Source organism: Ramlibacter sp., assembly GCF_013697775.1.
Lineage (GTDB): Bacteria > Pseudomonadota > Gammaproteobacteria > Burkholderiales > Burkholderiaceae_C > Ramlibacter.
In genome coordinates, this window is the sequence record NZ_JACCWG010000293.1 from 1 (window position 1) to 12,886 (window position 12,886).

The 12,886-nt window shown below is 68.3% G+C and carries 13 protein-coding genes and 1 tRNA gene; 6 read left to right on the forward strand and 8 right to left on the reverse strand.

What is annotated here, in order from left to right:
• Positions 1–123: 123 nt before the first annotated feature.
• The 3 genes from H0U68_RS14560 to H0U68_RS14570 all read right to left on the reverse strand — a co-directional run bounded on the left by H0U68_RS14560 (position 124) and on the right by H0U68_RS14570 (position 1,414).
• Positions 124–435, reverse strand: coding sequence for a hypothetical protein (locus H0U68_RS14560; RefSeq protein WP_296356793.1), 312 nt, complete (start codon positions 433–435; stop codon positions 124–126).
• A gap of 88 nt (positions 436–523) precedes the next feature.
• A tRNA-Met gene (locus tag H0U68_RS14565) sits at positions 524–600 on the reverse strand.
• Positions 601–634: 34 nt separating this feature from the next.
• Complete coding sequence (locus H0U68_RS14570; RefSeq protein ID WP_296356795.1) at positions 635–1,414, reverse strand: enoyl-CoA hydratase; 780 nt, start codon at positions 1,412–1,414, stop codon at positions 635–637.
• Positions 1,415–1,528: 114 nt separating this feature from the next.
• Between H0U68_RS14570 and H0U68_RS14575 the strand changes: the two genes are divergently transcribed.
• The 4 genes from H0U68_RS14575 to H0U68_RS14590 are packed head-to-tail and all read left to right on the forward strand — an operon-like array spanning position 1,529 to position 5,043.
• Positions 1,529–2,332 carry an enoyl-CoA hydratase-related protein gene (locus H0U68_RS14575; protein ID WP_296356797.1) on the forward strand — a complete coding sequence of 268 codons (804 nt, stop codon included), beginning with the start codon at positions 1,529–1,531 and terminating at the stop codon, positions 2,330–2,332.
• Positions 2,332–2,775 carry a hydroxyphenylacetyl-CoA thioesterase PaaI gene (gene paaI, locus H0U68_RS14580; protein WP_296356799.1) on the forward strand — a complete coding sequence of 148 codons (444 nt, stop codon included), beginning with the start codon at positions 2,332–2,334 and terminating at the stop codon, positions 2,773–2,775. Before H0U68_RS14575 ends, paaI begins: the two co-directional genes overlap by 1 nt.
• Positions 2,772–4,073 carry a phenylacetate--CoA ligase PaaK gene (gene paaK / locus H0U68_RS14585; RefSeq protein WP_296356802.1) on the forward strand — a complete coding sequence of 434 codons (1,302 nt, stop codon included), beginning with the start codon at positions 2,772–2,774 and terminating at the stop codon, positions 4,071–4,073. Before paaI ends, paaK begins: the two co-directional genes overlap by 4 nt.
• Positions 4,074–4,077: 4 nt before the next feature.
• Positions 4,078–5,043, forward strand: a complete 966-nt coding sequence (locus H0U68_RS14590; RefSeq protein ID WP_296356804.1) for a class I SAM-dependent methyltransferase — start codon at positions 4,078–4,080, stop codon at positions 5,041–5,043.
• An 18-nt stretch (positions 5,044–5,061) separates the two neighbouring features.
• On the opposite strand, the gene H0U68_RS14595 is transcribed toward H0U68_RS14590, so the two are convergent.
• From H0U68_RS14595 to H0U68_RS14610, 4 genes are read right to left on the reverse strand one after another with little or no spacing between them, the layout of a single operon-like run.
• Positions 5,062–6,171, reverse strand: coding sequence for a DUF3108 domain-containing protein (locus H0U68_RS14595; protein ID WP_296356806.1), 1,110 nt, complete (start codon positions 6,169–6,171; stop codon positions 5,062–5,064).
• The gene (locus tag H0U68_RS14600; protein WP_296356808.1) at positions 6,150–7,907 is read right to left on the reverse strand and encodes a peptidase M61; all 1,758 of its coding nucleotides are present in this window, start codon (positions 7,905–7,907) and stop codon (positions 6,150–6,152) included. Before H0U68_RS14600 ends, H0U68_RS14595 begins: the two co-directional genes overlap by 22 nt.
• The gene (locus H0U68_RS14605; protein ID WP_296356809.1) at positions 7,904–8,647 is read right to left on the reverse strand and encodes a DsbC family protein; all 744 of its coding nucleotides are present in this window, start codon (positions 8,645–8,647) and stop codon (positions 7,904–7,906) included. The genes H0U68_RS14600 and H0U68_RS14605 overlap by 4 nt, the downstream gene beginning before the upstream one ends.
• A 26-nt stretch (positions 8,648–8,673) precedes the next feature.
• A complete protein-coding gene (locus H0U68_RS14610; RefSeq protein WP_296356811.1) occupies positions 8,674–9,777 on the reverse strand; it encodes an FAD-dependent monooxygenase in 1,104 nt (367 codons plus the stop codon).
• Between the two features lie 75 nt (positions 9,778–9,852).
• Here H0U68_RS14610 and H0U68_RS14615 point away from each other — a divergent pair, with 75 nt between their 5' ends.
• On the forward strand, positions 9,853–10,734 hold the full coding sequence (locus tag H0U68_RS14615) for an MOSC N-terminal beta barrel domain-containing protein (RefSeq protein ID WP_296356813.1): 882 nt from the start codon (positions 9,853–9,855) through the stop codon (positions 10,732–10,734).
• A 36-nt stretch (positions 10,735–10,770) separates the two neighbouring features.
• Positions 10,771–11,865, forward strand: coding sequence for a redox-regulated ATPase YchF (gene ychF, locus H0U68_RS14620; RefSeq protein WP_296356814.1), 1,095 nt, complete (start codon positions 10,771–10,773; stop codon positions 11,863–11,865).
• 435 nt (positions 11,866–12,300) lie between these two features.
• Here the strand turns inward: ychF and H0U68_RS14625 are convergent, their stop codons facing one another.
• A complete protein-coding gene (locus H0U68_RS14625; RefSeq protein WP_296356816.1) occupies positions 12,301–12,789 on the reverse strand; it encodes a YqaA family protein in 489 nt (162 codons plus the stop codon).
• Positions 12,790–12,886: the final 97 nt, after the last annotated feature.

Below are 12,886 nucleotides of genomic sequence, written 5' to 3' on the forward strand. Positions count from 1 at the left end.
CCGCCGCCTGCTTGATGAAACCAATGATCTGCTCTTCGGTAAACCTGCTCTTCTTCATGTCCGTCATTCTCCTGGTTGACGGACCTCCTGGAATTTAGATTGGTATGGCTGTAAGGGGGCAGGTCACTCCAACAGTCTCCTGGCCCGCTCTGCGTCGGCGTCGTTATTGATGTTCTTCAACTTCACGCCGTTGGGCAGTTCAACATCGAGCTTCTTCACTCGGCCATCGGCGAGGGCTTGTTGTATCTCGGCAATCGTTGGCTCGGTCCTGCGGTTCATCGTGTCCCACTCCCAATTCAGGCAAGAAGCCCTCATCGTAGCAAGCTCAACAGACTTGGTTCGAAGGGATCGCTTGATCGTCTTCCCGGCGTCAGTGACGCGGAAATAGAAGGTGCCGTAGCGGTCGCGTTGCAGGTGAGGAACAGCGGTTTTCATGGGGCTTGGGTTGGCCCACTGCTTGGACCACCTGCCTCGGAAGTGAAAAACCCGCACCAGCTAATGCTGATGCGGGTTTCCGGCTGTTTGGTGGCGCTTCAGGGATTCGAACCCCGGACCTGCGGATTATGATTCCGTCGCTCTAACCGACTGAGCTAAAGCGCCTGAGCCCGAAATTATAGCGTGGTCGCGGGCCGGTTCACTGGTGCTTGAACTGCGCCTTGCGCTTGTTCACGAAGGCGTCCATGCCTTCCTTCTGGTCGGTGGTGGCGAACATGGCGTGGAACATGCGCCGCTCGAACATGATGCCGTCGGCCAGCGTCCCCTCGAACGACTTGTTGACCGCCTCCTTGGCCGCCATCACGGCGATCTGCGAGTAATCGCAAATCATCAGCGCGGCCGCCAGCGTTTCCTCCATCAGCTTGTCCAGCGGCACCACGCGGCTGACCAGGCCGGCGCGCTCGGCTTCGGTGGCGTCCATCATGCGGCCGGTGAGCGCCATGTCCATCGCCTTGGACTTGCCCACCGCGCGCGGCAGGCGCTGCGTGCCGCCGGCGCCGGGGATGATGCCCAGCTTGATTTCCGGCTGGCCGAACTTGGCGTTCTCGGCGGCGATGATGAAGTCGCACATCATCGCCAGCTCGCAGCCGCCGCCCAGCGCGAAGCCGCTGACCGCGGCGATCACCGGCTTGCGGATGCTGCGGATGGTTTCCCAGTTGCGCGTGATGTAGTCGTTCTTGTAGACGTCGGCGAAGCCGTAGCTGGCCATGGCGCCGATGTCGGCGCCGGCGGCAAACGCCTTCTCGCTGCCGGTGACGACCATGCAGCCGATGGCCGGGTCGGCATCGAACGCCTTGAGCGCGGCGCCCAGCTCGTCCATGAGCCCGTTGTTCAGCGCATTGAGCTGCTTGGGGCGGTTGAGCGTGACGACGCCGACCTTGCCGCCCTCGGTGCGGACCTCGATGAATTCGTTGGCCATGTGGGTTCTCCTGCCTGTGGGATGCCAAACTATACCGAGAATGCACGGCCCGGCCGTCATTGCCCGACCGCACGGTCGGCGAATGTTAGAGTTACCCGAAAAGGAGACGACCCCATGGACGAAGCCACCGTTCTGTACGAGGCACGCGGTGCCGTCGCGCTGGTCACGCTGAACCGGCCGCAGGCGCTCAACAGCTTCACGCGGCGCATGCACGCCGACTTCAAGGAAGCGCTGGAGCGCGTCAACGGCGACGCCTCCATTCGCGCGCTGGTGCTCACCGGTGCGGGCCGCGGTTTTTGCGCCGGCGCCGACCTCTCCGAATTCGATTTCGCGCCCGGCCCCGACCTGGTCAAGCGCGCCGATCCCGGCCCGCTGATCGAAGCCGCCTTCAACCCCATGACGCGCCGCCTGATGGACCTGCGCGTGCCAACCATCGCCGCGGTGAACGGCGTGGCGGCGGGCGCGGGCGCCTCGATCGCCATGGCCTGCGACCTGGCCGTGGCGGCGACCGGCGCCAGCTTCGTGCAGGCCTTCAGCAAGATCGGCCTGATCCCCGATGCCGGCGGCAGCTGGCTCCTGATCAAGAAGCTGGGCCTGGCGCGCGCCATGGGCTGCGCCATGCTGGGCGACAAGGTCAGCGCCAAGGACGCGAAAGAGTGGGGAATGATCTGGGACGTGGCGCCCGAAGGCGAGGACTGCGTGCAGGCGGCGCTGAAGCTGGCCGAGCGCCTGGCCGTGCTGCCGACCAAGGCGCTGGTCGCAACGCGGCGCCTGCTGCGCGCGGCCGCCAGCAACGAGCTGGATGCGCAGCTGGACCTGGAGCGCAAGACGCAGTCGGCCCTGGGCGCGACGCACGACTACATCGAGGGCGTCTCCGCCTTCCTGGAAAAACGCCCGCCGCAGTTCAAGGGCGAGTGATGCAGCCAGCCGACAAGGAACTCGCCGCACGCGTCGGCCAAGCCATGTTCGCGGCCGACAGCGCCAGCCGCGACTTCATGCGGATGGAGCTGGTGGCGTGCGAACCCGGCCGCGCGGTGATGCGCATGGCGGTGCGCGAGGCCATGCTCAACGGCCACAAGATCTGCCACGGCGGCCTGATCTTCACGCTGGCGGATTCCACATTCGCCTTCGCCTGCAACAGCCGCAACAAGGTGACGGTTGCGGCCGGCTGCAGCATCGAATTCCTCAAGCCCGGCAAGCTGGGCGACGTGCTCACCTGCGAGGGCGTCGAGCAGGTGCTGCAGGGCCGCCACGGCATCTACGACATGCAGGTCACCAACCAGCACGGCGAGGTGGTGGCCATGTTCCGCGGCAAGAGCGCGCAGATCCACGGCACGGTCGTGCCGGAGCCAACCGCATGACGATGACAAGTTTTCCCCTGGAGCCGATCGAGAAAGCCGGCGTCGACGAACTGCGCAGCCTGCAGCTCAAGCGCCTGAAGGCGACGCTGCAGCATGCGTACGCCAACTCGCCGGTGTATCTCCGCAAGTTCGACGAAGCCGGCGTGCACCCGGACGACTGCCGCGCGCTGGACGACCTGCGCAAGTTCCCGTTCACGACCAAGAAGGACCTGCGCGACAGCTATCCGTTCGGCATGTTCGCCGTGCCGCGCGGCCAGTGCGCGCGCATCCACGCATCCAGCGGCACCACCGGCAAGCCCACGGTGGTGGGCTACACGAAGAACGACATCGACACCTGGGCCGGCCTGATGGCGCGCAGCATCCGCGCCTCGGGTGCACGGCCTGGCGACCTGGTGCACGTGAGCTACGGCTACGGCCTGTTCACCGGCGGCCTGGGCGCGCACTATGGCGCGGAAAAGCTCGGCCTGACGGTGGTGCCCTTCGGCGGCGGGCAGACCGAGCGCCAGGTGCAATTGATCCACGATTTCCGTCCGGACATCATCATGGTCACGCCCAGCTACATGCTGGCCATCGCCGACGAGTTCGAGCGCCAGGGGCTGGACCCGCGCGAGAGCAGCCTGCGCCTGGGCATCTTCGGCGCCGAGCCCTGGACCAACGACATGCGCGCGGCGATCGAGGCGCGCATGCGCATCGACGCGGTGGACATCTACGGCCTGTCGGAAGTGATGGGCCCGGGCGTGGCCAACGAGTGCGTGGAAACCAAGGACGGCCCGACCATCTGGGAAGACCATTTCTATCCCGAGATCGTGAACCCCGAAACCGGCGAGCCGGTGGCCGACGGCGAGCTGGGCGAACTGGTGTTCACCAGCCTCACCAAGGAGGCGCTGCCCATCATCCGCTACCGCACGCGCGACCTCACGCGCCTCCTGCCTGGCACGGCGCGCACCATGCGCCGCATGGAGAAGATCACCGGCCGCAGCGACGACATGATGATCGTGCGCGGCGTCAACGTGTTCCCCACGCAGATCGAGGAGCTGATCCTGCGCCGGGCGGAACTGGCCCCGCACTACCAGTGCCTGCTCACGCGCGAAGGCCCGCTGGATGCGCTGGCCGTGCTGGTGGAATGCCGCGCCGACCTGGCGCACGACAGCGACGCCGTGCGCGCCGCGGGCGACATGCTGGCGCACGAGATCAAGGCCTACGTCGGCACCAGCGCGCGCATCGAACTGCGGCCTGCGGGCGGCATCGAGCGCAGCATGGGCAAGGCCAGGCGCGTGGTCGACCAGCGCAAGGGCTGACGCGATGCTGCGGCAACTGCGTGCGGGCTGGCGGCGCCTGGTGGGCGGTGAGAGTGGCAGCGAAAGCGGCGACGGGGCCGCGCGCACCGCGCAGCATTGGGACAACTGGCAGGCGCGCGTCGCACAGCAGCCCGCGCGCTACGGCGACTGGGCCGATCACCCGGTGATCCTGGGCCTGCTGCAGGAGGAGTTGTTCGGCTCGCCATCGGTGTCGGTGCTGGATTTCTTCAAGGCCAGCTGCCCCGCATTCGAGAGCGCCCATGCGCTCAGCCTGTGCTGCGGCGACGGCGCCTTCGAGCGGCAGCTGGTTGCCGCCGGCGTGTTCGGCTCGGTGACGGGCATGGACCTGTCGCCCGCGCGGGTGGAGGCCGCCAACGCCGCGCGCGGCGAGTGGGCCGGACGGCTCGCGTACGAAATGGGCGACGCCAACAGCGGCGCATTCGGCACGGCCTGCTACGACGTGGTGTTCGCCAAGGCGGCGCTGCACCATGTGGAAGCGCTGGAGGCCATGTTCGCCGGCGTGCGGCGCTGCCTGCGCCCGGGCGGCCGGCTGGCGGCCATCGACTTCTTCGGCCCCACGCGCTTCCAGTGGACGGATCGGCAGCTGGCGCTGGCCAATGCGTTCCTGCAGCGGCTGCCCGACGCGCTGGTGCGCCGGCCCGACGGTTCCTTGCACCGCAACCTGCAGCGGCCGACCGTGGCGCACATGATCGCGCTCGATCCGTCGGAGGCGGTGCGTTCCGGCGAGCTGCTGGACGCACTGCGCGCCAGCATGCGCACCGAGCACGAACTGGATGCAGGCGGCGCGGTGCTCAACCTGGTGTTCGACGGCGCCATCGTCAACAACTTCGAGGCGGGCCGCCCGGAGCACGACGCCTGGATCCACGAAGCCTTCGCCTGCGAGCGCGCGCACATGGCCGCGGGCGACATCGGCAGCGACTTCAAGGTGATCGTCGCGCGGCCGGCCTGAAGCACTCGCCGCATTGCGTCAGCGCTGCTCGATCCGCTCGACGAGCAAGTCCACGTAGGCCATGTCGTCCATGTTGACGCGGATGCGCACCGGCAGGTACTGCAGGCCGGGCGCAAACCACATTTCCGCCGTGATGTTGCCGCGCGGGTTGGCGATGGGCCGCGGCCTGAGGTGGAAGGTGTCCAGCGCGCCGAGCTGTGGCGTCTGCAGCACTTCGCGGCCGACCACGTCGTAGGTCCACAGGTCCACGCCGCCGGGCCGCGCCATCCAGAAACTCACCGCCTGGCCCACCTGCAGCTGCGTGCCGCCGGTGGCGAAGCGGTGTCCCAGCTCCACGAACTGGCTGGCCGTGTCCTGCACGCCTTCGGGCCGCGGCAGCACGCGGCCGCCCTCGACCAGCACCGTGCTGCGGTCCAGCCGCACGGCGCGCGGCTTGCCGTTGCGCACTTCCTCGTAGGCGCGCGGCGCCAGCCCGGCGGGCGTGACCTCGCCCTGGCTGGTGAGCACCAGGCTGGCCCACACCGCCACGTCCACCGCCACCCGCACCTGGTAGGCGCTGCCGTCGCGCTGCCACTGCACGCGTGCGTCGCCGAACAACTCGCCGCTGCGAAAGCGCCCGCTCAGGACATAAGACAGGCGGGTGTCGGCGGGCCAGCTGTCCAGCGCTTGCGCGTCGCTTGACGCAGGGGCAGACGCGGGCGGCGCCGCCGCTTCCGCCTGCGCTGCGGGTGGCTGCACGGCAGGCGGCTGGGGCTCGGTGGTGGCCGGCGCTTGCGGTGCCTGTTGCGGTTGCGGCGGCTGCGCATCGGCCATTTGCCGCTGCTCCTGCGTGGGCTCCGAGGCCGCCGGCTTGCGCGGCTTCACGGCCGCGGCGAAGGCGTTGTTGTCCCGGGCCGGCATTGCCGCAGCCGGCTTCGGCACCGCGGCGGCAACCGGCACGGACGGCGGCGCCTGCGGCTTCAGCAGCCGCGTGAACATGGGATCGACGGTGGGCCGCAGTACGGTGCTGTAGCGCAGCTCGCGCGCCAGCCAGTCGAGGGTGAACGCATGCAGCGCCACCACCGCGCTCGCCAGCAGGACCAGGGCCCGCCAGCCGGGCCTGCGCGTCAGGCGCGCACGCTCAGCCACGCCTGCGCCCGCGCCGCGTCGCGCAGCACCAGCCGCCAGGTGCTGGCCGCGGCGGGAACGTTCAGCTCCAGGCGCAGCAGGCGGCGGTCGCGCGCGACCAGGGCCGTCACCTTCCTGTGGAGGCCGGCGTACAGGCCCAGGTCATCGAGCTTGCCCATGCGCCAGCCAGTGCCTCCCACTTCCACGCCGACCCATTCGTCGTTGGCGGCGAAGCCGGCCTGTTCGGCGGCGCCGCCGCGCAGCACGTTCTTCACCTGCAGCACAGCGCCCTCGTTCATGCGCAGGCCCAGGCGCTGCTGCAGCTGCGCCGGCTCCTCCAGCACCGCGATGCCGTGGGCCTCCAGCAGCTCCTTGAGCGGCAGCTCGCGCGTGCCGTGCACCCAGGCAGCGATCTCGCGCGTGTAGGCGCGGCCGCCCACTTCCTTCAGCACGGCGGCGAGGTCGGCCTCGGTCATCGGGCCGCCCTTGCAGCGCTGCCACAGCCCGCGCATCACGTCGTCCAGCGTGCCCAGACCTTCGGAGCGGAGCGTGAGGTCGAAGCACAGCGCCACCAGCGCGCCCTTGGTGTAGTAGCTGATGGTGGCGTTGGCGGTGTTCTCGTCCTGGCGGTAGTACTTCACCCAGGCGTCGAAGCTGGCCTGCGCCACCGATTGCAGTTCGCGCCCGGGCGCCTGCATCACCTGGTTGATGGTCTTGTTCAGCAGCTTGACGTAGGTGGTGTCGTCGATCACGCCGGCACGGCGCAGCAGCAGGTCGTCGTAGTAGCTGGTGAAGCCTTCGAAGAACCACAGCAGCTGGGTGTAGTTCTCCTGGCCGTAGTCGTAGTGCTGGAATTCCGCCGGCCGCAGGCGCTTGACGTTCCAGGTGTGGAAGTACTCGTGGCTGATCAGGCCAAGCAGGGTGACGTAGCCTTCGCCCAGGCGCGTGTCGCCCAGCCGCGGCAGGTCGCGCCGCGAGGCGATCAGCGCCGTGGAATTGCGGTGTTCCAGGCCACCGTAGCCGTCGTCCACCGTGTTCAGCAGGAAGGCGTAGTTCTTGAACGGCGGGCGCTTGCGCTCGTGCCAGAAGCGGATCTGCGTCTCGCAGATCTTCTGCGTGTCGGCCAGCAGGCGCGCGCTGTCCACCGACTCGGCGGCGCCGGCCAGCACGAAACGGTGCATCGCTCCCCCTGCCTTGAACTCGGCGGAGAAGAAGGCACCCATTTCCACCGGGCAGTCGACCAGTTCGTCGTAGTCGGCCGCGGCATAGGTGCCGAAGCCGCGCTTACCGACGCGCACCGGCGCCAGGCCGGTGGCGGCGTCCCAGGCGGCGCCGTCCTTGGCGGGCGCCACCAGTTCCAGCTCGTGCGGCTGCGCCTCCTGGCCGTGCACCTTCAGGCACATGCTGGTGCCGTTGAAGAAACCGCGCAGGTTGTCCAGCCACGCGGTGCGCACCGAGTTGTCGAAGGCGTAGACCTCGTAGCCCAGCACCAGCGGGCTCGACGGCACGCAGTCGACCAGCCAGTTGCACTTGTCGATCTGCTGCACCGCCACCGGCTTGCCGTCCTGCCGCGCGGTCAGGCGCTGCAGGTGGCGCGAGAACTCGCGCACCAGGTAGCTGCCGGGAATCCACACCGGCAGCGACAGGCGCTGCTGCGCCTGCGGCTGCGCGATGCTCAGCGTGACGTGGTAGAGGTGCGCCTGCACGTCCGCGGCTTCCACGCGGTAGTGCACGGGCACGACACGGCCGGGGCTCACTTGGAGGATGCCAGCAGTTTCTCGATCTGGTCGGCGCCCACCGCGCCTGGCACCCGCGTGCCGTCGGTGAACACCATGGTCGGCGTGCCGGTGATGCGGTGCTTCTTGCCGAACTCCACGTTGCGCGCGATCGGCGCGACGTCGCAGGTGGCTGCGACCACCGCCTGGTCGCGCACCATGAAGTCCAGCCACGCCTTGCCGCGGTCCTTGGCGCACCAGATGCTGCGCGACTTGTCGGCCGAGTCCTGCCCGAGGATGGGGTAGAGGTACATGTAGACCGTGACGTTGTCCACCTTCTGCAGGTCGCGCTCGAAGCGCTTGCAGTACGGGCAGTTCGGGTCCTCGAACACCGCCAGCTTGCGCTTGCCGTCGCCGCGCACGATGACGAAGGCGTCCTTCACGGGCAGCTTGTCGAAGTCGATGGCGGTCAGCTTGTTCACGCGCTCCTGCGTCAGGTTGCGCCTGGTCTTGGTTTCGACCATCTCGCCTTCCAGCAGGAAATTGCCTTCCATGTCGCTGTAGAAGATGTCGGCGCCGATGCGCAATTCAAGCAGGCCGGCGATCGGCGCGCGCGTGACCTCGTCGATCTTCGGCATCTGCGGCATGCGTTCGGCGAGGTTCTTGCGCAGCAAGGCCTCCTGTCCCGGCAGCAGCGTGGCGGGGCCCTGGGCCTGGGCCAGCGCGGCCACCAGGGCCAGCGCGGCGAAGCCTGCGCGCAGCGCGCGTCGAATCGGTGTCATCGTGTTCTCTCTTCTGTGTTCTGTCGTCAAAGCCGGCCCATGGCCTGCCGTGCCACCCAATGTTTCAACGGTCCGCTGCGCTCGAAGCCCTTCATGCCCCAGTTGCGCGCCCAGGCCCATGGTGCCTCGGTCCGCGCGAACAGCTGCTGCAAGCCGTCGGTCGCGAGGCCCATGGCCAGCACGTCCGGCTTGCGCGCGCGCTCGTAGCGGCGCAGCAGCTTGGCATCGCCCACGCTGCGCCAGTACTCGCGGCCCTGCAGCACCTGGGCCAGTTCGCGCACGTCGGCCAGGCCCAGGTTCAGGCCCTGGCCGGCCAGCGGATGCACGTTGTGCGCCGCATCGCCCGCCAGCACCCAGCCCGCGCCGCACCAGTGGTCGGCCCGCGCCAGCTGCAGCGGCCAGGCATTGCGCTCGCTCGCCAGCGTGAGCCGGCCCAGCGCCGCGTGGCTGGCCGTCTGCAGGCGTTCCTCGAACGCCGCAGGATCCAGCGCCATGAGCGCCGCCGCGGACTGCTGAGAGACTGACCAGACCAGCGCCACCGAGTTCCCCGCGGCGCCGCCCAAGGGCAGCAAAGCGGTGACTTCGCCATCGGCGAACCACTGGCGCGCCACCTGTCCGTGCGGTTTCTCACAGTCCAGGCGCGCGGCGACCGCATGCTGGCCATAGGGTGTGACCTCGAACTGCACACCGAACTCGGCACGGGTGGCGCTGGCACGGCCTTCGCACACCACGGTGAGCGCCGCCGGTTCGGGTTGCGCGAGGAGCGTGATGCCCGGCTGGTAGCGCGTGGCCTCGGCCAGCTGTTGTTCCAGCGCCGGCACGTCGGCGATCCAGGCTAGGGCGGCAACGCGCTCGGCCTGGGCGCTGAAGCGCACCGCGCCACCTTCGTCGCCATGCACTTCCATGCCCAGCACAGGCGTGGCGTGCGTCTCGTCGGGCCAGGCGCGCACGCGCTCCAGCAACGCGCGCGAGGCGGTGTTGAGCGCATAGGCGCGCACGTCGGAATGTCCGGCCGCGGGCTCGGGGCCGGCCACCAGGCCGACACGCAGCCGCTCGCGCGCCAGCAGCAGCGCGAGCGTGCGGCCCACGATGCCGGCGCCGCGGATACACACATCAATAGGGGGCGGCATGCGAGGGATTGTAGGAGCCGAGGCACAATCGCGGCTTCCCCCGGTCTGTCCGACCACACCGTTCGTTGTTCCGCCATGGCCGAGCCCATCTCCGACCTTCCCGACCTCACCGCGCGCATCGCCCGCCTGTTCGTCTATCCCGTCAAGTCCTGCGCGGGCGTGGAGCTGCGCGAGGCGCTGCTCACCGAGACCGGCTTCGACCTGGACCGCGCCTGGATGGTGGTGGACGCCGAGGGCGTGTTCGTCACCCAGCGCGACCTGCCGCGCATGGCGCTGATCCGCCCGCAGATCAAGCTGGGCGAGGTGGTGCTGCGCGCGCCCGGCATGCTGGCGCTGCACCTGTCCATCGATTCGGTGGAGGCCGCCGAGCCCACACCGGTGCAGGTATGGAAGGACACGGTGAATGCCTACGACATGGGCAACGTCGCCGCCCAGTGGTTCAGCGACTTTCTGGGCCGCAAGCTGCGCCTGGTGCGCTTCGACCCCGAACAGCGGCGCCTGGCCAGCAGCAAATGGACCGGCGACGCCGAGGCGCCCACCCAGTTTTCCGACGGCTTTCCGCTGCTGGTGGCGAGCGAGGCGTCGCTGGCGCTGCTCAACGAGAAACTCGCCGCCGCCGGCCATGCGGCCATCGGCATCGAGCGCTTCCGGCCCAACATCGTGCTGGCCGGCATCGAGGCGCACGACGAGGACCATGTGGCGGGCCTGGACATCGCGACGGCCGACGGCATGGTGCGGCTGAAGCCGGTGAAGCCGTGCCCGCGCTGCCCGATTCCCGACGTCGACCCGGCGACGGCAGAAACCGGCCACGCCGTGCGCGACACCTTGCAGACCTACCGGCGCGACGAGCGGGTGGGGGGCTCCATCACCTTCGGCATGAACAACATCATCGTGCAGGGCGTGGACCAGGTGCTGCGCGTGGGCCAGCCCGTGACCGCGAACCTGGACTTTGCGTAGGCCCTACACTTTCGGGCTGATTTCTTTGGAACTGACATGAGCTTGAAGTGCGGGATCGTGGGCCTGCCCAACGTGGGCAAATCCACTCTGTTCAATGCCTTGACCAAGGCCGGCATCGCGGCGGAGAACTATCCCTTCTGCACCATCGAGCCCAACGTGGGCGTGGTGGAGCTGCCCGACCCGCGCCTGGGCAAGCTGGCGGAGATCGTGAAGCCGGAGCGCATCGTTCCGGCCATCGTCGAGTTCGTCGACATCGCGGGCCTGGTGGCCGGCGCCAGCAAGGGCGAGGGCCTGGGCAACCAGTTCCTGGCGCACATCCGCGAGACCGACGCCATCGTCAACGTGGTGCGCTGCTTCGACGACGCCAACGTCATCCACGTGGCGGGCAAGGTGGACCCGATCGCCGACATCGAGGTGATCCAGACCGAGCTGTGCCTGGCCGACCTGGGCACGGTGGACAAGGCGCTGTCGCGCTACACAAAGGCCGCGAAGTCGGGCAACGACAAGGAAGCGACCAAGATGGCCGCGCTGCTGCCCAAGGTGCAGGCCGCGCTGGACGAAGCCCGCCCCGCGCGCAGCCTGAGCCTGAGCGACGACGAGCAGGCGCTCCTGAAGCCGCTGTGCCTGATCACCGCCAAGCCGGCGATGTTCGTCGGCAACGTGGACGAGAAGGGCCTCGAGAACAATCCCTACCTGGACCGCCTGCGCGAGTACGCGGACAAGCAGAAGGCGCCGGTGGTGGTGATCTGCGCCAAGATCGAGTCCGAGATCGCCGAGATGGCGGACGAGGACAAGGAACTGTTCCTGGCGGAAATCGGCCAGGACGAGCCGGGCCTGAACCGCCTGATCCGCGCGGCGTTCAAGCTGCTGGGGCTGCAGACCTACTTCACCGCCGGCGAGAAGGAAGTGCGCGCCTGGACCATCCACATCGGCGACACCGCGCCGAAAGCCGCGGGCGTGATCCACACCGACTTCGAGCGCGGCTTCATCCGGGCGCAGACCATCGCCTTCGACGACTACATCGCGCTCAAGGGCGAGCAAGGGGCGAAGGACTCGGGGAAGATGCGCAGTGAAGGCAAGGAATACGTCGTGAAGGACGGGGACGTGCTGAACTTCCTGTTCAACGTTTAGCAGTCCCTTCGCTCGGGGGACCACGCGGCAAAGCCGCACGCGGGCGGGCCGTGCCGCGCGGACAGGGCGACCGGCGGCTTTGCCGCCGGCAGACCTGAGGCGGTTGGACGGACGGCAGCGCGGGGGAACTCTCTGCATAAAAATCGGGGTCAGATTCCAATTTCGCAGGCCTGTTCTACAGGCCGCAGATGCGTCGCTACGCGACGCAGCGAAATTGGAATTTGACCCCGATTTTTATTCCGTTCAAACAGCCCCCGCGAAGTCAGTTCACGAAGCGCGCTGCGCGCGCCTGCCGTCCGTCCAACCGCCTCAGGCGCCCTGTCCAACTGCGCGCCACGGCCCGCCCGCGTGCGGCTTTGCTGTGACGAGGGTTGCGCGCCACCGTTGGCGTGCCTCCATGCCGGGCACCGCCTGCCGCGACGTGAAGCCTCCGACCTAACCGAACCCAGGAATCTTGCCCGGAAAGACGTGCAGCAGCGCCACGGTCATCGTCACGTACCGCAGGAATTTCCCGATCGCCATGTAGAACACGCACGGCCAGAACGGCAAGCGCAGCCATCCGGCGACAGCGCACAGCGGATCGCCTACTACCGGCAGCCACGAGAGCAGGCATCCCTTGGGGCCCAGGCGCTCCAGCCATTCCAGCGCCTTCACGTGCGCGCGCGAGTGGCCGTAGCGGTCCACCACGCGGTGCGCGCCGTAGCCCATCCACCAGTCGACCATGCCGCCCAGCGTGTTGCCGGCGGTGGCGACCAGCAGCGCCGGCCAGAACAGTTCGGGATTGAGCTTGAGCAGGCCGAACAAAGCAGGCTCGGAACCCAGCGGCAGCAGCGTGGCCGAGATGAACGAGACGATGAACAGCGTGCTCAGCCCGTATTGGGGCAGGGCCAGCAGTCCGATCATCGATTGAAGCCATGCCTCCATACGCGGCAGTATAGGCAGGCTCAACCGCGCACCGTGTCGGAGATCAGGCCGTCCAAGGCTGTCAAAGAAGTCGCAAAACGATTTCAAGCGCTGAAAT

What these genes read in the sequence shown, in the direction of transcription:
- H0U68_RS14560 (WP_296356793.1), bottom strand. Translation starts at nt 435, where the DNA reads ATGAAAACCGCTGTTCCTCACCTGCAACGCGACCGCTACGGCACCTTC.
- H0U68_RS14570 (WP_296356795.1), bottom strand. Translation starts at nt 1,414, where the DNA reads ATGGCCAACGAATTCATCGAGGTCCGCACCGAGGGCGGCAAGGTCGGC.
- H0U68_RS14575 (WP_296356797.1), top strand. Translation starts at nt 1,529, where the DNA reads ATGGACGAAGCCACCGTTCTGTACGAGGCACGCGGTGCCGTCGCGCTG.
- paaI (WP_296356799.1), top strand. Translation starts at nt 2,332, where the DNA reads ATGCAGCCAGCCGACAAGGAACTCGCCGCACGCGTCGGCCAAGCCATG.
- paaK (WP_296356802.1), top strand. Translation starts at nt 2,772, where the DNA reads ATGACGATGACAAGTTTTCCCCTGGAGCCGATCGAGAAAGCCGGCGTC.
- H0U68_RS14590 (WP_296356804.1), top strand. Translation starts at nt 4,078, where the DNA reads ATGCTGCGGCAACTGCGTGCGGGCTGGCGGCGCCTGGTGGGCGGTGAG.
- H0U68_RS14605 (WP_296356809.1), bottom strand. Translation starts at nt 8,647, where the DNA reads ATGACACCGATTCGACGCGCGCTGCGCGCAGGCTTCGCCGCGCTGGCC.
- H0U68_RS14610 (WP_296356811.1), bottom strand. Translation starts at nt 9,777, where the DNA reads ATGCCGCCCCCTATTGATGTGTGTATCCGCGGCGCCGGCATCGTGGGC.
- H0U68_RS14615 (WP_296356813.1), top strand. Translation starts at nt 9,853, where the DNA reads ATGGCCGAGCCCATCTCCGACCTTCCCGACCTCACCGCGCGCATCGCC.
- ychF (WP_296356814.1), top strand. Translation starts at nt 10,771, where the DNA reads ATGAGCTTGAAGTGCGGGATCGTGGGCCTGCCCAACGTGGGCAAATCC.
- H0U68_RS14625 (WP_296356816.1), bottom strand. Translation starts at nt 12,789, where the DNA reads ATGGAGGCATGGCTTCAATCGATGATCGGACTGCTGGCCCTGCCCCAA.